This is a genomic window from Bradyrhizobium sp. USDA 3650 (assembly GCF_054057395.1).
Genome location: NZ_JBSRZG010000001.1, coordinates 354,576 through 375,038, shown reverse-complemented (window position 1 = coordinate 375,038; position 20,463 = coordinate 354,576). Strand labels below are relative to the sequence as shown.

Here is a 20,463-nt window from a genome sequence, read left to right as displayed (position 1 = left end):
ACCCAGTGAAACGAGCAGAAGCGCCAGTGGCGTACGAAGAGAAATCGGTTCCGTCCTCCGCGAAGGGCCGTCGATTACCTGCTAGCACGCCGTCTGCCAAGGGGGTGACTCCGTTATGGATCTATCCCTCCCCTGAGGAATTTACCTGCGGCCGTTCGACCGAGGCCTAGGATCGTGACTTTGCTGGACAAAATTCCAGATTCAGGCCATGGACTCGGGAGGACTTTTCCGCCGCATTGGAGACCCATTTGGACGCCATCACGCAGGCGCGTCCGCGAAGGTCCTGACGCGGACGGTCAGTGATATATTGGGGAATTCATGCGGCAACGGGTGTTCGAGTTACGAAATGCGGTCCTGCGGCAGTTCGCCGCCACCTTGGCCGTTTCTTCCCTTGTCATCCTGATGGGCATCGGCGCCGCCTCCGCCCAGAGCGGCACGCCCGCCCCGGACCAGAGCAAGGCAGCCGCCCAACCCGCCGACGCGGCCAAGGATGCCGCCCAGAACCAGCGCCGCACCGACGAATTCGCCGAAGCAGCCCAGGTCATCAGCGGCCCGGCCGGCAACCCCGAATGCGTCTGGCTCGGCCGGCGCGTGGTGCGGCTGATGTGGCGGGATGACCTCGATACCGCATTCCGCCATCTCGACCTCTACGACCGCTTCGGCTGCCCCGGCGGCCACATCCAGGCTGCGTTCCGCTGCCTGACCCGCTTCGGCGGCCAGATCGATCCCAAGGTCGCCGAGACCCTGGACAGCCGTGTGCACGCTTGCTGGATCAACCCGGCGTCGCAGCCGCAGCAGGCGGCGGCCGCGGCCTCGCAGCCGGCCGCGCCGGCAGCCGGCAATGCGCAGCCGCAGCCGGCCGCGAGCCCCTCGCCGGCGGCAAGCCCGTCGCCGGCGCCCCCGAAATAGCCGCGATTGTTTCAGGCTGCGTTCAGGAACGATCGGCGATAGAGGCAATTGGCACTGCTGCGAATTCCAAAATGTGCATGCCCTCATATGGTCATGAGGCGATGACAGTTGTGAAACCGCGCGGCAGAGGTATGCTCCATTTGCCGCGGACTTGGTCGGATCTCGGGGTCGGATCCGCTTCCCTGCCCCCTCAGCCCCTTTTGGTTTAGCCGCGATGCGGGTTGTCGCCGCCGTTCTGTTGCTTGTGTCCGCGCTCCACGCCGGCCTCTGGGGAGTCTTGCGCGACAAGGAACCCGCGCCCGACTTCAAGGGCTTGCTGCCCAGCGTCTCCTACGCCCCGTTCGAGGGCTCGGCTCACCCCGACATCGACAACATCCCGTCGGTGGAGAAAATCCGCGCCGACCTGAAGACGCTGTCGACGATGACGCGCGCGATCCGGCTCTATTCGTCCACGGGCGGCGTGGAACTGGTGCCGCCGATCGCGGCCGAGTTCGGCCTCAAGGTTACCGTCGGCGCCTGGATCGACAAGGACAAGGATCGCAACGAGCGCGAGATCAAGGCCGCCATCGAGCTCGCCCGCAAGAACAGCAACGTCAACGGCGTCGTGGTCGGCAACGAGGTGATCTATCGCGGCGAGCAGAAGGTCGAAGACCTCATCGAGATGATCAAGAAGGTCAAGGGCTCGGTCCGCGTGCCCGTCACGACCGGCGAGATCTGGAACATCTGGCGCGACAATCCCGACCTCGGCTCCAACGTCGACTTCATCGCCGCTCACGTGCTGCCCTACTGGGAAAACTTCCGCTCGGACCAGGCGGTCGATCAGGCCGTCGACCGCTACAATCTGTTGCGCAACCTGTTCCCCGGCAAGCGCATCGTGATCGCCGAGTTCGGCTGGCCGAGCGCGGGTTACAATTTGCGCAACGCCGACCCCGGTCCGTTTCAGCAGGCACTGACCTTGCGCAACTTCGTCAGCCGCGCCGACGCCATCGGCATGGAATACAACATCGTCGAGGCCATCGATCAGCCCTGGAAATACTTCGAAGGCGGCGTCGGTCCGTACTGGGGCATTCTCAACGCCAGCCGCGAGCCGAAATTCGCCTGGACCGGCCCGGTGGAGAATCCCGACTATTGGAAGCTGATGGGTGTCGCGCTTCTGGTCGGAATCCTGCTGTCGCTGCCGATCCTGCGGCTGCAGCAGCCCACGGCGAAACAGGCGTTCCTGCTGTCGGCAACCGCCAATGGCGTCGGCGCCTGGGCCGCCACCGTGTTCGCGTTCTGGAACGGGCACTACTTCATCTTCGGCTCCGCCTTCGCGCTCACGCTCGGCATGATCCTGCTTGTTCCCCTTGTGCTGATCGCGATGGCGCGCATCGACGAGATCGCCGCCGTCGCGTTCGGCCGGCCGCCGCAGCGGCTGCTCACAAAGGGCAAGCCGGTCGAGAGCGTGCCGGAGAATTACTTCCCAAAAGTCTCGATCCACATCCCCGCTTATTTCGAGCCGGTCGAGATGCTCAAGCAGACGCTCGATGCGCTGTCGCGGCTGAACTATCCGAATTACGAATGCGTCGTCATCATCAACAACACGCCGGACCCTGCCTTCTGGCAGCCGATCCAGGATCATTGCCGCGCGCTCGGTGAACGCTTCAAGTTCATCAACGCCGAGAAGGTGCAGGGCTTCAAGGCCGGTGCGCTGCGCATCGCGATGGACCGCACCGCCGTCGACGCCGAGATCATCGGCATCCTCGATGCCGATTACGTCGTCGATCCCGACTGGCTGAAGGACCTCGTGCCGGCTTTCGCCGATCCCAGTGTCGGCCTGGTGCAGGCGCCGCAGGAACATCGCGACGGCGACCTGTCGATCATGCACTACATCATGAACGGCGAATATGCCGGCTTCTTCGACATCGGCATGGTCCAGCGCAACGAGACCAACGCCATCATCGTGCACGGCACGATGTGCCTGATCCGCCGCGCCGCGATGGACATGGCCGGCGGCTGGTCGTCCGACACGATCTGCGAGGACTCGGATCTCGGTCTTTCGATCCAGCAGCTCGGCTGGACCACGCACTACACCAACCACCGCTACGGCCAGGGCCTGCTCCCCGACACCTACGAGGCCTTCAAGAAGCAGCGTCACCGCTGGGCCTATGGCGGTCTCCAGATCGTCAAGAAGCACTGGCGGAACTTCCTGCCCGGACGGAGCCGGCTGACGCCCGACCAGAAGCGCGAATATGGCCTGGGCTGGCTGAACTGGCTGGGTGCCGAAAGCCTCGGCGTGGTCGTGGCGCTGCTCAACCTTGTCTGGGTGCCGATCGTCGCCTTCGCCGACATCGCCATTCCCGACAAGATCCTGACGCTGCCGATCATCGGCGCCTTCATCGTCTCGCTCGCGCATTTCTTGTCGATGTACCGCGCGCGGGTCGCGATCAAGCCCGGCCAGATGCTGGGCGCGATGATCGCCGCGATGAGCGTGCAGTGGACGGTGTCCCGCGCCGTCGCGCAGGGACTGATCACCGAGCACATCGCGTTCGCGCGCACCTCCAAGGGCGGCCTGTCCAGGATGTCGATCGAGTTCCAGGCGTTCTGGGAGGCGGTGATCGGCGCCCTGCTCCTGATCGGCGCCGGCGTGCTGGTGGCCTCCAACAGCTATCGCCAGATCACCGAGATCTACATCTTCGCCGGCGTGCTGGTGCTCCAAAGCCTGCCGTTCCTGGCTGCGGTCGCCATCGCCATCCTCGAGCTCAGCCGCATCAACTCGTTCCAGTTCTGGCGCGACAGCGCGATCCGCACCGCCGAGCTGATCGGCCTGCGCCCGGTCGCGCTGCCGACCCCCGCCGGCACGCCCCAGCAAGTGCCGGTGCCGAGCGAGGTGCGGCGGGAAGCGAACTGACGGGGCTCCGGGCCGGTCTTTGGACCTCGTGATTAAAAGTCGCGTGGTCTTCCGCGTGGATGGCGGCCCGCTAATCGGGTTGAAAATCCGGACCTAAGCCGCGGACACCGCGAGGAAATCCCCGCTCCTGCCGCGAGTTTCAGCAGCCACTCCTGCTATTGACCTCCGCGCCCCATCCCCCTACACAGCGCGGGCCGAAAGCATGATCCGGAAACAGCCGGTTTTTCCGCAACGCTTGCGTCGATGTGGCGGCAAGACATGCTTTTCCAAATGTCCGAAGACGATGGCGATATCTTCAAGCCATCAGCGGCCATGGGAGCGCGTAGCTCAGCCGGTAGAGCACGTGACTTTTAATCACGGGGTCCTGGGTTCGAGCCCCAGCGCGCTCACCAAATCACTTAGATACTTACGCCGAGACGACGCGCTCCGATAAACTGTGTGTCGGCGCTGTGTCTGCAGATCGGTTGCCGGTGTAGCATGCGCGGCGCTTGATGCCCCTGCACCGCTCGCGGCACGCGCGCCGCGGACATGAGGCCCGACTGGGCGGCAAAGGTCCTGCATCAGTGATCGCTCCCTGTCTCTTCGTAATTGTCGCCGGAATGAATGCTCAATTTCGCGCAGGAGCCTCAGCGCCGCATCGGTATAGCGCCCCTAGGACAACCGCTGGTCTGCGAGACTCGCCGCCGCCAGTACGAGAGCAGCTATGGCCACGCCCTTGATCATGGGCCCTTCCGCTTTTGCGCCACCAGCCGCAACGGGATGTTGTGCAAATTCGCGCGGCCTCGCACGGCCGGTTCTGTCCTGCCCAACGCCTGCGCGATCTCGTCGGGTCGGCACCCAGCCGCCGCCATCGCCAGCAGTTGTTGATGCTCCTCCGGTGTCCACCTTCGGATCAACGGATAGCGTGACTGTGCCATCGCCCGGCGTCCCCAGCCTGTTGCCAGTTTATCCTCGGCTGCATCTGCTGAGTCGCGCTTTAACCTGTGATAACCAACCCACGCAGGACGGGGCGAGCGGCTGGCGCCGGACTGGCGAGTCCACAGGGCCAGGCTTGGATGCAGGCTCGGCGGCGGCGTAAGCCGGTAGTTTTCCGGGCTGTGGATTTTCGCAGGTCTTAATAATTCTGGCGAATGATTGCTCCGATGATTGGAGACCTAGACCATCAAGCAGAAGCCATCGCCGCGATGCAGAAGGCGATCGCCGCGACCTGTCCCGCCGAGCGGTTGAAGTGGTTGCGGACCGCCTTGGCCTGGAAGGACCTTGCAAGCTTGGCGAAGGGCAAGGCCGCAGCGTGAAGGTCGCAGCCTAGCCGCTCAAGACCTCGCGCAGCTATCGTCATCTTCGGGAGCGCGGAGCAGAGAACCGGCTTCTCCAATCGGGGAGCATTGCGGAAGCCACTTGGCAATCCATCGGATGTATGGCCGGTCAGGAAGAAAAATGGCAAGCCGCGACCACGAGTGATCTCCGCCACGAGTTCAGTCGTTTCATCGCCAAGCCTCAGGTCGAGAATGGCCAGATCCAACTCAGCCACCCACGCGACTCCGATGGCCTCCTTCAGGGTGCCTGCATCGGCGACGACTTTGCGACCCAACTCCTCGAGTCGAGCCTTAAGAAATGAGGTTAGGCCAAGGCATACGTCCCTCGACTTAGCCGGCGATTGGCGCGTCCAAGGTGGTCTGGAACGATCGGTAACCCGAAATGTTCGGGACTGGGCAATGACCGACCACTCCGTCGTTCTCTTTCCTGGTATGATCAAGCCGCTGCGACAGGCCCGCGTCTACGGCTACCTGATCCAGCGCGCAGATGGCCTGTATCACCCAGGCGGCAGCCAGCCGATATGCACGATGGCTATGGCGCGGAAGATGGTCGAAGGCGGCTGGCTCAAACAGTACGGTCAGCGCTACGAGCCAACAGAGCAAGGGCTGCGAGCCGCGGAATGATCCTGGCGGATCGCAACGCGCCGCCTAGACCAAGGAAACGGCCCCAGGCCAAGGTGGCAGACCCAGGGCTGAGGCCGCTCCCGGCTACCGAACCGATAGCCTTATGCGTCTAAAACGCATGTAGAACCAAGGTTGGCCGATGGGCGTCGTTCCTATAGGTGGCGCACTTCTGCTTCGCCCGCCCCATCTCTGATGACCAGCCGAGCCACGCTTGGCAAATCCGCTGTGGGAACAAATGTCCACTTTGGGACTTAACGACTGACCTTTGGCAGGGTGAGTTGATGAACTATTTCAGCAGCGATAAATTTTCAGGCGCCAAGACCCGAGAGGAACGTCGCTGTAGCTGCGGCGCTCAACCCAAGCTCAAGCACACGATGATGGACGCCATGCGCGGGCTGACGGTCCGGGTCTATGAGTGCCAGTGCGGCGACCGCACCTGGACTGAGGACAAGGAATAAGGCCGCCTCAGCGGACGGCTTTTTTCCGCATAAGCCTTGCCAGGCGGGAACGGAACGATCCCCATGGCAGCGCAATTGCTCTTCTTTGGGTAGGAGTTGCGTTATGCGTCATGCGCCGTCGATTGTGCCGCTGGATCGGCTCGACCGGGAGATTTACCTGGTGCTGGAAGACTTCGGCGCGCGCGCCGGCTGCTCCTGGCGTGAGACCGACGAGCAGGACACCGACGTCGAGACCATCATCCGCGACCTGCTCTCCGGGCAGTACGCCTATCCCGTCCGTATCGTCGCCTTCAACGCGATCGAGGGCCGGTCTCGCGATGCCACCAGCGAGATCGCAGATGAGCTTGCCGAGCGTGTCACGAGTAGCGAGATCACGCCGGCCTTGCAGGCCTTCGTCCAGGCAAATGCTTCCCGACCTTTTGCTGTGCAACTGGCGCTTCCTCTCCGGGGCGCCGCCTGACTTCAAAACCTGTGATCGTGATGTTGCGCGGGGATCGCGGTGCCAGCGCACCAAACCAGCACACTTATCGGAAGTTCGCGCTTCCCCTTGGCATGATTTTTTGGTACCAAATAAAATGAAACCAGCAAAAAAGATTCGTGCCAAAAAGCATCGCGGCCGCCCCGCTACTGGTCAGGGCGTCCAGATCGGCACGCGCTGGCCGGAATCGACTGTCGTTCAGATCGACGCATGGGCGTCGCGGCAGGAAGACACTCCGGCTCGCTCTGAATCCATCCGTCGGCTGGTCGATATTGGATTGGGCAAACCCGCCCCCGCGCTCGCGGTTACGTCTGCCGCCAAGGCCTCGTCCGAGCGGGCTCGGGAAATGGCGGGTAACGCGATCGACAAGCTCAAAGACAACAAAGCGAGCCCGGATGACCAGGCCAGCCGCAAGCGGCGGCTCGTCAAGGGACCGGAGGAATTCCAGAACGTTCGACGCGATCGGCCAAATCGAAAATGATTTGACCGGCGCCAGCTTGGTCAATCCCGGCCTCAAGGCAAAAAGCAAATGATCAAACCCAAACGGTCGGCCGAGCAACAAATCGCGGACGAAGCCGAGCGAAGGACCCTCAATCCGATAGGATCGAGACAGACGATAGCCGACAGTCAAGCCACGCCGGAGTTTCAGGAAAACCTGAAACGCCTGAAGTCCGAGCGGCTGGAGCGTGAGGCTCGACTGAATCCGAAGCGCAAGGTCTGATTTGGGCTAATCCAGCTTTCGCCTCGCCTCGCCTGGTTGAGCCGGCAGGCGAACGGGCGGCGTTGGATGGAGGGTGCAGAAGGTCATGGGAATGTTGAATCGTCGGTGGATGATCGTCCTGTTGGGTTCCGTGGTGATTGTTTGCTCGATCTTCGCAGGCGCCCGGTACTATCTAAGCAAATGCCATGGCATGGATGCGTGCGCGGCGGCCGAAGCCGAGAGCCATGAGCGAGATAAGCCAACCGAGCCACAATAGTTTTCGGGTGAAAAGCCGGCCTGCAATAGCGGCTCCGGAGCCGCGGCGGGTGCAAGGTCGAAGGTGCTAATCCACCGTTTTACAACCTGGGGAAAACTGCCTGCAGGTCAGCGCGCCTGCATTTTCCGAATCGCCTGTGCGTGCTCGCTGCCTCAGTACGTTCTGCTGGGGGGGGGGGCGCGTGAGCCAGTTCTTGTCCGTGCTGCTGCTGGCGACCGCCATGACTCTGACCCTGTGCTTCGGGGTGGCAGCGTGGCGCCAATCCGCTGTGAGGGACGATATCACTGCCACCATTCCCCATCAGGAAAACGGCTGGCGGTCGAGGCCGACGAACTAAAGCACCTTCCGTGAAGACCGGCGGCGTTGTTGCAGCCGTCAACTATCAAGGGCCAACGGGCGGTCTCATCACGGCCGGTGAGCAATGCGCCTATGCCGTCGACCCGTGCGTCAAACCTCGATAGAAGCCCTCCCTCTTTGCGCTCACCCTCGCATTGCCCCTCGTTCGCCTAAGTTGATTGAAAAAAACGAAGCGGCCAGATTCGATCATCGCGACTCTGAGCCTCGTGGCGATATCCGTGTGAATCTTCGTGGCGCTACCAATCACGTAGCTGCCAGTAGCTAGCTAGAATTACTATGACAGTGCATTCAACGCGCCCCAACCCGCGCGCCAGTAAAGTGCACTGTCATCGAAATTTCTTCGTTAAAACAAATCGAATTTGCAGAGGCCTGAGATAGTTGAACAATAAACGATCACGTACGCACTAGGTGCCCCGCGCGCCGTCCACTTCCCCTATCTGAAAATAAAGATGGCAAGGCTTCTTTTGATCATACCAATGGTGGAATTGGATTAGAAACGCCTCTATGCAGTCGAACATTTCGTCGCGTCTTTCCGCGATAAGCAGATCCGCACGATCAATCACTATCGCCAATCCCTCATGTCGATATGCTAGCGTTATCAGATCGTCCAGGAATTGCGTCCAAGGCAAGTTGCCGTAGGGCGCATGCTCAAGTTCTAACGCATGGCAAGGGGATCTGCCAATGTGGCGGCTTCTCTGCCACCATCTAGATAATTCCAATACGCGAACTTCGCGCCGGACTCTGAAACCAGTTCTTGGGCCTCAAACAGTCCTCTGGATCCTGTACGAATGAAGTGAACACAACCGGTACTAAGTCGATTTATACCCTCGTATCCACGCATCCGACGCCCCTTTCCCACAACCTATTTAGGGGCTGTACTTATAATTGGGTACGCGTGAATGCCAGCGGGCCGCTGATCGTAGCATCAACGAGCATGTCGAGCAGATCGCCGGTAACGGACAAAGCTGCACGCCCCGCACCATCGCTGCGGATGCAGTCACCAGCGAGTTCGCAAATGCAAGTCAGGAGATCGCGACGCCGGACTACACCACGCCGCCGAAGTCGATGCCTTCCTTGGCAAGCGCCTCAGCTTCCTCGGGGGACGCTGTCGGCTTCGTGTCGAGGTAGGGTCGCTCAGTCGCCGGCAGAATGGTGCGAATGTTCTGACCGTCTGTCCGCGTGATGCGAGCAACCCAGCGCTTGGGGCCGTGCTCAACTTGCTGGATATGGTACTGCTTGTACGTAATCATGACTCACGGACGCAACTGACGCTGGCGGAAGGTTCCTTTATATCCAACGGGACGCCGCCGGACAACGATTTCTTAAAGTGAGGTTAAGATCGCCGGCGTGAACCCGTTCAGCGATCATTCAGCCGCTCAGTCGTAGGCATATTGCGATTGGGAGAAGATCCGATGATCGGTGCAGTCGTCGCAACCTTGCTGGCTCTCCAGCTCGGTGAGGTTCATCAGGTTCAACACCGTGTCCCTGTACACCCACCGCCGTGCGGCAACGGCTGGGACGTCGGCGCCCGCGACGGCATGTGCTACCCCAACGGCTACTTGCCGCCGCAAGAACAGGCCGCAAGGCAGTACTATGGTGGCAGCAGAGGTTATGGCCACTATCCCGTTCCTTGCGGACACGGTGCCGATATCGATACCCGCGACGGCCAGTGCTACCCGAACGGAACGGTTCCGCCGCAGTTTCAACAGGGCCGGCAAGGCTATTACGGCGATGATTATTACGAGCGCCGTCCACGGCGCCGTTACTATTGAAAGGCCCTCAGGTAACTGGCGGGCCCCTGGTCATCGCTTCTTAGGATCCGCCGGTGACGGTGCTGGACTGCACTGTCACCAGCGTTCCGCAATTCCAAGTCGGGCAAAAGCCCTGCTCGCGTGAGCCCGCCAAGTGAGCGCGGACATGGTCCCAGATCACTTGGTCCCAGATCACTTGGTCCCAGATGACTTGCCTGACCCTAGCTTCAGCTCTCCGGGGCCGAAACTGTAGCAGGCACGCTCAGCGGCGCTCCTCCAACTGAAACGGGACCTACAGATTTCGACTGCCGGGCGAGCCGCTTGCGTATCGCTGCGGACAGTCCGTAGCGCGCATGCGCTCTTCGAACGGAAGACGTGACGTCCGACATCATGGCATTTTGCAGCGAGTCGATCTTCGCAATCAGAGTGGACAGCTGCGAGGATACCTTCTTCACATCGACGCGTTCGTCCGTGATGCTCTGTCGCAGCGAAAGCAGCACCATCGAATCCGCCTGCAGCACAGCCGCGTTTTGCTGCAAAGCCTGGTTGCTCTCCTGCAGCGAAGCCGTGTGTTGCTGCTGGGTCGACTGAATATCCTTCAAGGCAGCGACAACCGGATCCGGCTTTGGCACTGAAGCCTCTTGCCGCGGTAGCAGATCAGCCAGGCTGCTCAGGTTCAGCGATGGCAGGCCGGACGGCCATGTGTAGATCGCCGCCGCGCCGTTGATGGCCAGCGCACACACCGACAGCGCCATGACCGACGTGCGGCTGGAGCGCTTGATCGGTTCTGGAGCGTCCAAGCTTGCGGGTTCGTCGGCCGCGATGGCCGCAGCAAGTGCTGCAGGGTCGAGCTGTTCGACAAGGCCTTGCGTTTCGAAAGTCGTGGTCATGGCATTGACCCCAAATGAGCGAGCAACAGGAAGCCGTCGCCGGAACGTCCTCGCGACGGCTCCCTTACGCAGCACCCATCTACAACTGTCTAAAATTGTGGGCTTTTCAGCTTAATTCCACGTTAGCGGCCGCGGCCTGCCGCACGCCCCGCCACCCCGGCCGACTACGGGGGCGTGCGACAGACATGACACGCAGGCCGGTGCGAGAGCTCCTCCCGATCCCGGGAGGTCGCCGCGGTCCGAAGCGGATTTTCCGAATTTGGCAAACTACCCCTGTTTTGCCCGACGAGTCAACCGGCGTCTCCCCGGATGCAAGACCGCCGTGTGCCAAAAAGAAAGCGTTGCGCCAGCAGGACTTAGCTACTGTGCATGGGGTTGTTTTCGCGGTTTTGGTATCCCTGTCCCAAAAGCCGCGAGACAACCCGCTCAAAAAGTGTAGGATTCGACAAAACAGGGAGGAGCGGCATGTTTGAAATCAGCGGTTTCGACACGGCAGGAATCGTCAGCCTCAAGCGGCTGTCACTCACCGCCGCCCTCAAGAAGGCCAAGGAGCTTATCGCTGACGGGTGCTGGGGCGTTCAGGTGATTGGTCCAGGTGGCCAGGTCTACACCTCGTTCGAGGAGCAAGCCGCGTAGTCGCCGGCCTTCGGCATCAATCTTCGGCATCATTCGGAAAGCACCCGACCGATCGCGCGCCGCGCGCTCTGGCCGTTGCGGTGATCGACGTGAAAACCCCAGCGCCTGGTGGAGCGCTGGGGCGTTTTCAAAATATCAATTGGTGAAGCAATGAGGCTTTCGTAGCAGCGATCCCGACCATCGCTTGTGAACTGCTTCACACATCCTTCGATCTTTCCACACCTTGACGAGGCTCAACAGCCGCGCGCCGTGCCGTTGCCAATCAACTCGTTTGGGAGCACGCTCTCTCCAGGCGCGCAGACGCCACTCAGGGAGAAAGCCATGAAGGACACGGGCCTGGATCATCGCCACCGCGACAAGGATGGCGCGATCAGCAAGAAGCACGGCAATACGCTGGTCGGTACGTTGCGCAAGATCTACGGCAAGGGTTTTGCCGCCGGTTATCCGGATACGACTGAACTCAGCGAGGTCTTGCACCAGCTGAACGAGACATCGCTGAGCCAGTTGCGTCGCGATCACGACACCGGGCATCTCGGCCACAAGATCGACCACGTCCCGAAGTGACGGCCTCCCCTCGTCCCAACTTCAGGTAGTTGAAGTCAACTCCATCAGGTGCCGGCGTCCCTGCGCAGACAGGCTGCGCTGCCGGGTGTCTCGGCGAATTTGCCGTTTGAGCCCTCGCCGCCCGAGCGCTAGAATGAGCCTTTTACGGAGGCTCATTTGAAACAGTTCATTATCATCACCGCCCTTGCGCTCGCCGTGACGGCTCCCGCCCGCTCGCAGGCCCTCGTCGATCCCAACAAGGTCGCTCCCGAATATCGCGAGGCGGCCGAGAAGCGGCGGGCCGAGCAGATGCGGCAGCGCGAATGCGCGCTGAAGGCTGATCTCGAGAAGGTGCTGCCGAGGGATCGCACCGTCTATCTCAACCATTGCCTGGACACGATAGCGGTCAAGCAATAGGCGGCTGATGGAGCGGCTTGAACTCGCCGACGCGTTCAGGCTTTCTTCAGACATTTGGGATCACCTGATGATCCATTTCCATCAGTCATTGTCGATCGACCGCGCATGAGTTTCGTCCAGATTCAGTGCACGCGCTGCAAGACCGTGTTCCGCGACCGCGCGGGACGGTTGCAGGACGGCTATTCCAGGCAATGTCCGAGCTGCGAGGTGGTGCTGTTCTTCGCGGAGGATTCGCCGAACCCTCAGGTCAAGCAGGCCATGAAGCGCGCGCGCAAGGTTCGCAAGGAGCAGCGCGAAACCGAAATGGCCAGGATGTCCGCGCCGCAAACGCGCGCCAATTTTTCGCGGGCCCACACCGGACGGATACAGCTCTCGTCGGAGGACGGCGAGGACTAGCTCACCCGCGCTTCCGCGGAAACAGGCGGTCGCGGATATAGCGCGAGGTCGGCGTCAGGCGGATGCCGCGCGGCTTCTGCCAGACGGCGCGGTCGATCTCGTTCTTGTCGCCGATCGCGAGCCTGCCCTTGGCGCCCTTGGCGATGAAGATCGCGTCGCTCATCTTGCGGCCGGAGCGCTTGTTCCTGGTCGTCACTTCCTTCCAGAGGCTGATCCGGCCGAGCTTCAGCTTGGGCAGCTCTTCCTTGATCTCCCGCCGCAGGCAGTCCTTGTCGGACTCGCGCGCGCGCTTGCGGCCGCCCGGGAACATCCACAGGCCGTCCGACCGGCGTCTGACCAACAAGACCTTGCCGCGCTTGGCGGCAACCAGTTTGGAAGACTTCGCCATGTCCGCCGTAATCGAAAACCAGAATCGAGCCCATGGTAACTTGTCTAGTCGGATAGACAAGTTCCGTGGACCTTAAGGCCGTCAGGTCTGATCGAACCCGGCAGGCCGATCCCGCCGATCGAGCGGGCCGGATCAGCCCTCGCCCGTCGCTGTCCCCGCCCTCGACCCCGCCTCTGCCCGGTCCTCCGTCCTGATCCAGGCCATCATCATCTCCCAGGCCACCGACAGGATGATCGGGCCGATGAACAGGCCGACGATGCCGTGGGCGAGCGTGCCGCCGATCACGCCGACGAAGATGACGATGGTCGGCGTGGTCAGGCCACGCCCCATCACCAGCGGCTTCAACATGGTGTCGAGGAAGCCGACGACGACGAGAAACACGGTGAGCAGCAGCGCGGTGGTGACGTCCTTGGCGGTCCAGATCCAGATGATCACCGGCAGCAGCACCAGGAAGGCACCGATCTGCACGATCGAGAGCAGCAGCACGATGAAGGCGAGCAGGCCTGCGCTCGGCACCGCCGCAAGCTTGAAGCCGATGCCGGCGAGCAATGCCTGCACGATCGCGACGCCGATCACGCCTTGCGCCACGGCGCGGATGGTCGCGCCTGCGAGCCCGAGGAAATGCTCACTCTGTTCGGGCACGATGCGAAACAGGAAACCGCGGCCGGCCGCAACCAGCCTCGGTCCGTGCGGAAACAGGAAGCCGGCCACGAACACCGAGACCAGGAACTGGAGCGTGCCGACGCCGGCGTCACCCGCGAGCCCAAGCAACGGTCCCGCCAGCGGCTGGAGATACGGCGCCACCTCGCGCAGCACCGCGCGGATGTTGTTGTAGGCCTGCTCCCATAGATCGAATAGCCAGGGGCCAACGACCGGCCACGACTTCAGCTGCTCCGGCGCCGACTGAAGCGCGAGGTCGCCGGTGCCGAGCTGGTGCGCCAGTTCGCGCACGCCGTCCACTGCGCTGATGCCGAGCCAGGTCGCAGGACCGATGACGATGCCGAGCGTGATCAGGGTCAGGATCGCCGCTGCGGTCTTGGGCCGGCCGCCCAGGATCTTGGCGACCCAGCTGAAGGCCGGGTAGAACGCGACCGCGAGCACGCCGCTCCAGGCAAGGATCGGCACGAAGGGGCGGATGATCAGGAAGGTCCAGATGATCAGCAGGCCGAGCAGGCCGACGCGGATCACGAGCTGGATGATGTCCTCGCCCGTCAGGAGCTGACGCAGACTTTTCACGGGCACGGCTTTCCTTGCGGCATTGACGCGGGTGCCGGCACTTGCGCGGCCCAGCGTTATTGCCAGCCGCGCACCCGGCGTCAAGACGAGGCGGATCCGAGCCCGGAGCGGGCTCTGTCGCCGACGACTTGGCTAACGGTGATTAACCGGATTTCGGCCGACCGGTTTACGCCGTTGCAAAGGCGCGCACCTAGGCTTCCATCGAGGTCCCCCAAACCAGTTTCGGTGCAATGGCCAATACCATCTGGACGATCGAAGAATTCACCTGCCCGGGTTGCAGCATGAACTACACCGCGACAAGGGAGGAGCACGCCGAAGCGCATTCTGGCAGCTTCAAATGCAGCATCTGCAGCGGCGTGGTGCACACCTGGTCCGGCAAGCATCATTTCTTCGGCTGGGAAGCGGTGAAGACCAAGCCGCCCGTGTTCGGAAGGCGCTGGGCCGGAGCCGGATGGTAGACTGCTTCCAGCGGACCCAGACCAGCTACTCCCGTCAACGCTGCCTGCCCGAACTGCGGCTTCTGCTCCTCTGCGGCACCGGTTAACATCCGCGCCCCGCAACTGAAGCCGACACGCAATGACCTCACCCTTCGTTCCCCAGATCGCCCTTTACCGCACCTGGCTCGCCGAACAGCGCGGCCTTACCTTCGCCAGCTACGAGGAGATGCGGCAATGGTCGGTGCGCGATCTCGACGGGTTCTGGCGCAGCATCTGGGACTATTACGATCTGCAATCGCCAACGCCGTTTGCGGCCGTGATCACCGAGCGCAAGATGCCCGGCGCGGTCTGGTTTCCCGGCGCCCAGGTCAACTATGCACGCCAAGTGTTCCGCCATGTGGATGCGGCTGACGCCGCCGGCCTGCCCGCGATCGTCAGCTGCGGCGAGGACGGCAGGCTTTGCGAGACGAGCTGGCCGGAGCTGCGGCGCAAGGCGGCTGCCCTCGCGCTGCATCTGAAAGAAAAAGGCATCAAGCCCGGCGACCGCGTCGCGGCCTATCTGCCCAACATCCCCGAGACCATCATCGCATTCCTGGCGAGCGCCAGCATCGGCGCGATCTGGAGCGTGTGCGCGCCCGATATGGCCGCGCCCGCCGTGATCGACCGCTTCAAGCAGATCGAACCGAAAGTGCTGATCGCCTGCGACGCCGTCACCTATGCCGGACGCCGGCACGATCGCAAAGACGTCCTCGCCGAGCTGCGGCGATCGCTGCCGACCGTCGAGCACGTCATCCTGCACAGCGAAGCCCCCGCGCCCGCAGCGGCGGACGCCCTGCTCTCCGACATTACCGCAACAACGGGCGCCGCGATCGACGCGTTCGAGCCAGCGTGGCTGCCGTTCGATCATCCGCTCTGGATCGTCTATTCCAGCGGCACCACCGGCCTGCCGAAGCCGATCGTGCACGGCCATGGCGGCATCGTCATCGTGGTGCTGGCGCTGCTGGGATTGCATAACGATCTCGGCTGCTCCTACCACGAGAACTCGTTCGGCGAGCGCTATCACTGGTACTCTTCGACCGGCTGGATCATGTGGAACAGCCAGGTGGGCGGCCTGCTCAGCGGCACCACCTGCTGCATCTTCGACGGCAGCCCCGGCGGCGCCAGGGACAAGCCGGACTGGACCACGCTGTGGCGCTTCGTCGCGCAGTCGAAAGCGACCTTCTTCGGTGCGGGCGCCGCGTTCTTCGCCAACTGCGCCAAGGCCGAGATCGACCTCACCGCCGCCGGTGATCTCTCACAGCTTCGATGTCTCGGCTCGACCGGCTCTCCGCTGAGCGCCGACACGCAAGCCTGGTTCAACGACCGCTTCGCGGCGCTTTCGAAGACCAACGGCAGCAAGGCGCAGGCCGATATCTGGTGGGCTAATATCTCCGGCGGCACCGATTTCGCCGGCGCCTTCATTGGGGGAAATCGCGAACTGCCGCAGACGCCGGGCGCGATGCAGTGCCGTCTGCTGGGCGCCGCCGTGGAAGCCTTCGACGAACAGGGCCGCGCCGTCATCGGCGAGGTCGGCGAGCTCGTCTGCACCGAGCCGATGCCGTCGATGCCGCTCTATTTCTGGAACGACAAGGGCGATGCGCGCTATCGCGCGAGCTATTTCGAGACCTATCCGGACAATTTCGACGGCAGCGGCCGCGGGCCGGTGTGGCGGCATGGCGATTGGCTCAAGGTCGATCCCGACGGCTCCTGCATCATCTATGGCCGCAGCGATGCCACCATCAACCGGCATGGCCTGCGCATGGGCACCAGCGAACTCTACTCCGCGATCGAGGCCTTGCCGGAGGTGCTGGATTCCCTCGTCGTCGATCTCGAATATCTCGGCCGTGACAGCTACATGCCGTTGTTCGTGGTGCTGCGCGAAGGCGTCGCCTTCGACGGCGCAATGCAGGCGAGGATCAACAAGGCGATCGAGGCCGGCCTCTCCCGCCGTTTCCTGCCCAACGAGATTTTTGCGGTCGCCGAGATTCCGCGCACGCTCTCGGGCAAGAAGCAGGAGCTGCCGATCAAGAAGCTGCTGCTCGGCCAGCCCGTCGAGAAGGTCATCAACCGGGAGGCGATGGCCAATCCCGCCTGCCTCGACTGGTACCTTGCCTTTGCACGCGACTATCTGGCGCGGAGCGAGACTTGAGGGAGATCGCCCCAATTGCGCCGATGCCGTTTGGACTCCGTTCACCGATCGCCGCTAGAGCAGGATGGATCTTCCGAAAACGAACGCGCGCCATGGCCGACCTGAACGCCGTCCTCACCAAGCTCAACGACCGTCTGCTCCGCCTCGAGGGCGAGCTGTTCGTGCTGCGCTCGCTGGCCCGCGCGACGCTGACGGCGGGCGATGACCACGCGGCGCGAATGCGCAAGCTGGTCGAGGCCGCAAAGGTCGCGCTCGACGACGAGGCCACCCGCCCCCTCGACAAGCCGACGCGCAAATATGTCGATGCGGCGACCGCGCTGGTGGAGGAATTGCTGGTCGAGCCGACCCAGGCACGGCCGTTGTTCACCGTCATCGACGGCGGCCGGCGCGACTGAGGGTCAAACTGGCCGGCTATTGTCCGTCGCAGCGATATCGTCTGACTTGAGCCGGCTGAGGCCGGCTTCGATGATCGCGATCTCCTCGTCGATCTGGCCGATCGGCAGGCTGAAGTCGTAGCCGGACCTGCTCTTCAGATCGACCGCAAGCCGCTGTCTGTGCATCATCAGTTCGTCGAGGCCGCGCCGGTTCTTCAGCCGGACATAGACGTCGACGATCTGCTCAATCGCGCTCGGCATGAAATAGGTCCCGGCGAAAAAGCCCGCACGGCGCACCCACGCCGGCGGGACAATCTCGGTGTCGCGGTACGCAATACAAATCCGCGACGGATTCGTCGATACGCCAAGCTGGTTGAGATCATGTTACCGTCAGATGATTTCGTGATGGCCGTGCATGAAAAAGCCGCTGGCGATTCCGCCAGCGGCCAAATCCGGGTTCGAAAACGGATGCGGGTTGAAATGTCGCCAGCCCCGGTGGGTCCACCTTCTAACGCCAAATCCTGGATCTCTCTGTTAAGAACGAAACACAGGAACCTAATCCAAAACGCAGAAATATTTCCGCGGCAGCCTGCGGTAGGCGCTGTAGCGGTAATGCGGCCGGTATGCGTAGCCCCGATAGAGTGCCGGCGGCTCCTGGCCGTAATAGGCGCCGTGATAGAAATTGATGACCGGCCCTTCCGCGCAGCGATAAGTGTCCCAGGTCGGGCCGATGAAGGGCGCCACACCAACCTCAGGCGGAACCACCGGATAGGGCTGTCCTCCGGCGCGCGCCGGAGGGGTTGCGACCAGGGCCGCGAGAAGGACAAACCACGCGCTTCGCATGCGTTCGCTCCGAGCCGATGCCATGCGCGCATGGAAGCACCGGACCGGCCGACGCCGCAATCGCGGAATTCATTGCGCAGCTTGCTCGGTGCATTGTTGATAACCGGCGCAAACGCGGTGCGGGTGGTGACAGGACGTCCGGACGTGTTATCGGGAGATGACGCAGTTGCGAGACGGATCGGACACCCATGCGCATTACCCTCGTCGGCTCCCGCCATTTCGGCGTGACCACCCTGAACATGCTCCGGGAGCACGGTGTCTCGATCGTGCGGGTCGTGGTGGCTGACCCCGAGGATCGTCTCGCCGCGACAGCCAAGGGGGCGGGCATCGACGTCGTGGTCCAAGCCAATCCCAAGCTGGTGGTGGCCTCCGAGATCGCCCCCGACACCGATCTGATCGTCACCGCGCACAGCCACGCCCGGATCGGCAAGGACGCGCTCGAGGCCGCGAAGCTGGGCGGGATCGGCTATCATCCCTCGCTGCTGCCGCGTCACCGCGGCAAGGCGGCCGTGGAATGGACCATCAAGGAAGGCGATCCGATCGCCGGCGGCACGATCTACCACCTCGCCGACCGCATGGACGCCGGCGCCATCGCGGCCCAGGAGTGGTGCTTCGTCAAGAAGGGCGAGACGGCGCGGGAGCTGTGGGAGCGCGCGCTGGCCCCGCTCGGGCTCAAATTGCTGGCCGACGTGATTGATTACGCCAAGGTCCACAAGGCGCTGCCGTCCAAGACTCAGGACGAGCAGTTCGCGACCTCGGCGCCAAGCCTTTCCTGAGGCCCCTTTCCTAAGCCCCTTTCCTGAGTCGCTGTCCCGACGTTTACCCTTAACGTGAAGGGGCGTTGATTCTGCTTCGAAAATTGCAGCCGGAAACCCAAATAAACCATTGTTCCCACAGGAACAATTTTCGATTTGGCACCGCACCAAATTTCCGTCACATTTGGCCCGAATAAGGGTCAGCATATCAGACAAATTCAAGGACGGATTTTATGCGTTTTGCTCGCATTGCGGCGTTCTGTGCCGCTTCAGTTATCACCCTCGCCGCGCCCGCTTTCGCCCAGACTCCCTATGACGGCAACTGGCAGGTCACCATCGTCACCAAGAGCGGTTCCTGCGAGCCGACCGCAAGCTCCTTGCTGACGGTTGCCGACGGCAAGATCACCGCGCCCGGCGCTAACGTTTCCGGCACCATCGGCAGCGGGGGACTTGTGAAAGTTTCGATCAATGGTGCATATGCCAACGGTCAACTCAGCGGCAACGCCGGATCGGGGAAGTGGAATGGAGCATCTGCAGGCATACCGTGCAGCGGGCGGTGGGAAGCATCGCGCCAATAGAAAAATCGTGACGAGCGGTCTGGGCCGGCGGCTGCTGATCGCGGCCACCGTTATGTTTGCGGCCGGAATAGCCAACTCCGAGAGCAAGGCCCAGTCCGGCCCGTTCGCCGCGCTCGCAGGCAGCTGGAGCGGCTCAGGCACGGTCACCCTGGATGACGGCTCGACCGAGCGGATCCGCTGCCGGGCCAAATACGCTCCGATCGGACCGACCATGGAGTTGTCTCTGACCTGCGCCAGCGACGCCTACAAGTTCAACCTCGGCGCCAACGTCAAGGCCGAAGGCAGCGCCATCGCGGGCAGCTGGTCCGAGGCCAGCCGCAATATCAGCGGCGCCCTTTCGGGTCGTGGCGCCGGCGGAAACTATGAGCTGCTCGCCTCCACCGCCGGCTTCAACGCCAACATCTCGCTGAAGACGTCCGGCAACAAGCAGAACGTCACGATGCGCGCCGACAGCCAGTTCCGCGGCGCCAACATCTCGCTGTCGCGCTAAACCGGTACGAGTAGATTGACAATCGACCCGGCGATCTCGCCGGGTCGATTTTTTATGTGCCCGGCACGAACGCCGTGACCTCGATCTCGACCTTGGCCCGGTCGTCCACCAGACCGCCGATGTAGAGCAAGGTCGAGGGCGGGAAATTGCGCCCCAGCGTTTCCTTCCAGGCCGCGCCGATGCCGGCCCCGGCGGCCTCATATTCGCTGCGGCTGGTCAGGTACCAGGTCAGGCGGACGATGTGCTCGGGGCCGGCGCCGGCCTCGCCCAGGAGCTTGATGATCCGCTTCAGCGCGGTCCCGACCTGCGCTGCCATGTCAGGCGCGTAATCGCCGGTCTCGTCGCCGCCGGTCTGGCCGGCCAGCACCACCCAGCGGCCCGGCCCCTCGACCGCGACGCCATGGGAAAAGCCGCGCGGTTTTTTCCACTCGGCCGGCTGCAAGATGTCCATGCGCGAAGATCTCCCGATTGTTCTCGTTGTTCACTGATGCCTTAGCACGCCGCCCCGCATCGCTGTACCGGCAGATTTGGC

General features: G+C 62.7%; 27 protein-coding genes and 1 tRNA gene. 19 read left to right on the top strand and 9 right to left on the bottom strand.

The window, feature by feature from the left end; translation table 11 throughout:
- Window positions 1-318 precede the first annotated feature (318 nt).
- The 3 genes from ACVIN2_RS01825 (at window position 319) to ACVIN2_RS01815 (ending at window position 4,191) form a co-directional block, all read left to right on the top strand.
- Window positions 319-909 carry a beta-1-3, beta-1-6-glucan biosynthesis protein gene (locus ACVIN2_RS01825; RefSeq protein ID WP_247289897.1) on the top strand — a complete coding sequence of 197 codons (591 nt, stop codon included), beginning with the start codon at window positions 319-321 and terminating at the stop codon, window positions 907-909.
- 214 nt (window positions 910-1,123) lie between these two features.
- Complete coding sequence (locus tag ACVIN2_RS01820; RefSeq protein ID WP_456764265.1) at window positions 1,124-3,799, top strand: glycosyltransferase; 2,676 nt, start codon at window positions 1,124-1,126, stop codon at window positions 3,797-3,799.
- Between the two features lie 316 nt (window positions 3,800-4,115).
- A tRNA-Lys gene (locus ACVIN2_RS01815) sits at window positions 4,116-4,191 on the top strand.
- 770 nt (window positions 4,192-4,961) lie between these two features.
- On the opposite strand, the gene ACVIN2_RS01810 is transcribed toward ACVIN2_RS01815, so the two are convergent.
- Window positions 4,962-5,390: a hypothetical protein gene (locus ACVIN2_RS01810; protein ID WP_456764264.1), complete on the bottom strand. Its 429-nt coding sequence runs from the start codon at window positions 5,388-5,390 to the stop codon at window positions 4,962-4,964.
- Between the two features lie 124 nt (window positions 5,391-5,514).
- Between ACVIN2_RS01810 and ACVIN2_RS01805 the strand changes: the two genes are divergently transcribed.
- The 5 genes from ACVIN2_RS01805 (at window position 5,515) to ACVIN2_RS01785 (ending at window position 7,396) form a co-directional block, all read left to right on the top strand.
- Window positions 5,515-5,739, top strand: a complete 225-nt coding sequence (locus ACVIN2_RS01805; RefSeq protein WP_456764263.1) for a hypothetical protein — start codon at window positions 5,515-5,517, stop codon at window positions 5,737-5,739.
- A 281-nt stretch (window positions 5,740-6,020) separates the two neighbouring features.
- Window positions 6,021-6,197: a hypothetical protein gene (locus ACVIN2_RS01800; RefSeq protein WP_456764262.1), complete on the top strand. Its 177-nt coding sequence runs from the start codon at window positions 6,021-6,023 to the stop codon at window positions 6,195-6,197.
- Window positions 6,198-6,300: 103 nt separating this feature from the next.
- Complete coding sequence (locus ACVIN2_RS01795) at window positions 6,301-6,657, top strand: hypothetical protein (RefSeq protein WP_456764261.1); 357 nt, start codon at window positions 6,301-6,303, stop codon at window positions 6,655-6,657.
- A gap of 115 nt (window positions 6,658-6,772) precedes the next feature.
- A complete protein-coding gene (locus ACVIN2_RS01790) occupies window positions 6,773-7,156 on the top strand; it encodes a hypothetical protein (protein ID WP_456764260.1) in 384 nt (127 codons plus the stop codon).
- Window positions 7,157-7,204: 48 nt separating this feature from the next.
- Window positions 7,205-7,396, top strand: a complete 192-nt coding sequence (locus tag ACVIN2_RS01785; protein WP_456764259.1) for a hypothetical protein — start codon at window positions 7,205-7,207, stop codon at window positions 7,394-7,396.
- A 1,656-nt stretch (window positions 7,397-9,052) separates the two neighbouring features.
- On the opposite strand, the gene ACVIN2_RS01780 is transcribed toward ACVIN2_RS01785, so the two are convergent.
- Window positions 9,053-9,259 (bottom strand): hypothetical protein, encoded by a 207-nt coding sequence (locus tag ACVIN2_RS01780; protein ID WP_456764258.1) that lies wholly within the window; start codon window positions 9,257-9,259, stop codon window positions 9,053-9,055.
- A 162-nt stretch (window positions 9,260-9,421) separates the two neighbouring features.
- Between ACVIN2_RS01780 and ACVIN2_RS01775 the strand changes: the two genes are divergently transcribed.
- On the top strand, window positions 9,422-9,781 hold the full coding sequence (locus ACVIN2_RS01775) for a hypothetical protein (protein ID WP_456764257.1): 360 nt from the start codon (window positions 9,422-9,424) through the stop codon (window positions 9,779-9,781).
- A gap of 206 nt (window positions 9,782-9,987) precedes the next feature.
- On the opposite strand, the gene ACVIN2_RS01770 is transcribed toward ACVIN2_RS01775, so the two are convergent.
- Window positions 9,988-10,650 carry a hypothetical protein gene (locus ACVIN2_RS01770; RefSeq protein WP_456764256.1) on the bottom strand — a complete coding sequence of 221 codons (663 nt, stop codon included), beginning with the start codon at window positions 10,648-10,650 and terminating at the stop codon, window positions 9,988-9,990.
- A gap of 465 nt (window positions 10,651-11,115) precedes the next feature.
- Here ACVIN2_RS01770 and ACVIN2_RS01765 point away from each other — a divergent pair, with 465 nt between their 5' ends.
- Window positions 11,116-11,286, top strand: coding sequence for a hypothetical protein (locus ACVIN2_RS01765; protein WP_007590796.1), 171 nt, complete (start codon window positions 11,116-11,118; stop codon window positions 11,284-11,286).
- A gap of 29 nt (window positions 11,287-11,315) precedes the next feature.
- Here ACVIN2_RS01765 and ACVIN2_RS01760 read toward each other — a convergent pair whose 3' ends face one another.
- Window positions 11,316-11,486, bottom strand: a complete 171-nt coding sequence (locus ACVIN2_RS01760) for a hypothetical protein (RefSeq protein WP_456764255.1) — start codon at window positions 11,484-11,486, stop codon at window positions 11,316-11,318.
- A gap of 121 nt (window positions 11,487-11,607) precedes the next feature.
- Between ACVIN2_RS01760 and ACVIN2_RS01755 the strand changes: the two genes are divergently transcribed.
- The 3 genes from ACVIN2_RS01755 to ACVIN2_RS01745 all read left to right on the top strand — a co-directional run bounded on the left by ACVIN2_RS01755 (window position 11,608) and on the right by ACVIN2_RS01745 (window position 12,642).
- Complete coding sequence (locus ACVIN2_RS01755; RefSeq protein WP_007590794.1) at window positions 11,608-11,850, top strand: hypothetical protein; 243 nt, start codon at window positions 11,608-11,610, stop codon at window positions 11,848-11,850.
- 156 nt (window positions 11,851-12,006) lie between these two features.
- Window positions 12,007-12,246 (top strand): hypothetical protein, encoded by a 240-nt coding sequence (locus ACVIN2_RS01750; RefSeq protein ID WP_456764254.1) that lies wholly within the window; start codon window positions 12,007-12,009, stop codon window positions 12,244-12,246.
- A 105-nt stretch (window positions 12,247-12,351) separates the two neighbouring features.
- Complete coding sequence (locus ACVIN2_RS01745) at window positions 12,352-12,642, top strand: hypothetical protein (protein WP_456764253.1); 291 nt, start codon at window positions 12,352-12,354, stop codon at window positions 12,640-12,642.
- 1 nt (window position 12,643) lies between these two features.
- Here ACVIN2_RS01745 and ACVIN2_RS01740 read toward each other — a convergent pair whose 3' ends face one another.
- Both ACVIN2_RS01740 and ACVIN2_RS01735 read right to left on the bottom strand, forming a co-directional pair.
- A complete protein-coding gene (locus tag ACVIN2_RS01740; RefSeq protein WP_179950106.1) occupies window positions 12,644-13,030 on the bottom strand; it encodes an NUDIX hydrolase in 387 nt (128 codons plus the stop codon).
- 132 nt (window positions 13,031-13,162) lie between these two features.
- Window positions 13,163-14,272, bottom strand: coding sequence for an AI-2E family transporter (locus tag ACVIN2_RS01735; protein WP_456764252.1), 1,110 nt, complete (start codon window positions 14,270-14,272; stop codon window positions 13,163-13,165).
- Between the two features lie 224 nt (window positions 14,273-14,496).
- Here ACVIN2_RS01735 and ACVIN2_RS01730 point away from each other — a divergent pair, with 224 nt between their 5' ends.
- The 3 genes from ACVIN2_RS01730 to ACVIN2_RS01720 all read left to right on the top strand — a co-directional run bounded on the left by ACVIN2_RS01730 (window position 14,497) and on the right by ACVIN2_RS01720 (window position 17,286).
- A complete protein-coding gene (locus ACVIN2_RS01730; protein ID WP_456764251.1) occupies window positions 14,497-14,724 on the top strand; it encodes a hypothetical protein in 228 nt (75 codons plus the stop codon).
- A 118-nt stretch (window positions 14,725-14,842) separates the two neighbouring features.
- A complete protein-coding gene (locus tag ACVIN2_RS01725; protein WP_456764250.1) occupies window positions 14,843-16,891 on the top strand; it encodes an acetoacetate--CoA ligase in 2,049 nt (682 codons plus the stop codon).
- 92 nt (window positions 16,892-16,983) lie between these two features.
- Entirely contained in the window at window positions 16,984-17,286 is a 303-nt protein-coding gene (locus tag ACVIN2_RS01720; protein ID WP_456764249.1) for a hypothetical protein, read from the top strand.
- Window positions 17,287-17,289: 3 nt separating this feature from the next.
- On the opposite strand, the gene ACVIN2_RS01715 is transcribed toward ACVIN2_RS01720, so the two are convergent.
- Window positions 17,290-17,526 carry a hypothetical protein gene (locus tag ACVIN2_RS01715; RefSeq protein ID WP_456764248.1) on the bottom strand — a complete coding sequence of 79 codons (237 nt, stop codon included), beginning with the start codon at window positions 17,524-17,526 and terminating at the stop codon, window positions 17,290-17,292.
- Between the two features lie 294 nt (window positions 17,527-17,820).
- A complete protein-coding gene (locus ACVIN2_RS01710) occupies window positions 17,821-18,108 on the bottom strand; it encodes a hypothetical protein (RefSeq protein ID WP_456764247.1) in 288 nt (95 codons plus the stop codon).
- Window positions 18,109-18,296: 188 nt separating this feature from the next.
- Here ACVIN2_RS01710 and ACVIN2_RS01705 point away from each other — a divergent pair, with 188 nt between their 5' ends.
- The 3 genes from ACVIN2_RS01705 (at window position 18,297) to ACVIN2_RS01695 (ending at window position 19,931) form a co-directional block, all read left to right on the top strand.
- Window positions 18,297-18,884: a formyltransferase family protein gene (locus tag ACVIN2_RS01705; RefSeq protein ID WP_456764246.1), complete on the top strand. Its 588-nt coding sequence runs from the start codon at window positions 18,297-18,299 to the stop codon at window positions 18,882-18,884.
- Window positions 18,885-19,096: 212 nt separating this feature from the next.
- Entirely contained in the window at window positions 19,097-19,441 is a 345-nt protein-coding gene (locus tag ACVIN2_RS01700) for a hypothetical protein (RefSeq protein ID WP_456764245.1), read from the top strand.
- Complete coding sequence (locus ACVIN2_RS01695; RefSeq protein WP_456764244.1) at window positions 19,386-19,931, top strand: hypothetical protein; 546 nt, start codon at window positions 19,386-19,388, stop codon at window positions 19,929-19,931. Before ACVIN2_RS01700 ends, ACVIN2_RS01695 begins: the two co-directional genes overlap by 56 nt.
- Before the next feature lie 52 nt (window positions 19,932-19,983).
- On the opposite strand, the gene ACVIN2_RS01690 is transcribed toward ACVIN2_RS01695, so the two are convergent.
- Window positions 19,984-20,382 carry a RidA family protein gene (locus ACVIN2_RS01690; RefSeq protein ID WP_456764243.1) on the bottom strand — a complete coding sequence of 133 codons (399 nt, stop codon included), beginning with the start codon at window positions 20,380-20,382 and terminating at the stop codon, window positions 19,984-19,986.
- Window positions 20,383-20,463 lie beyond the last annotated feature (81 nt).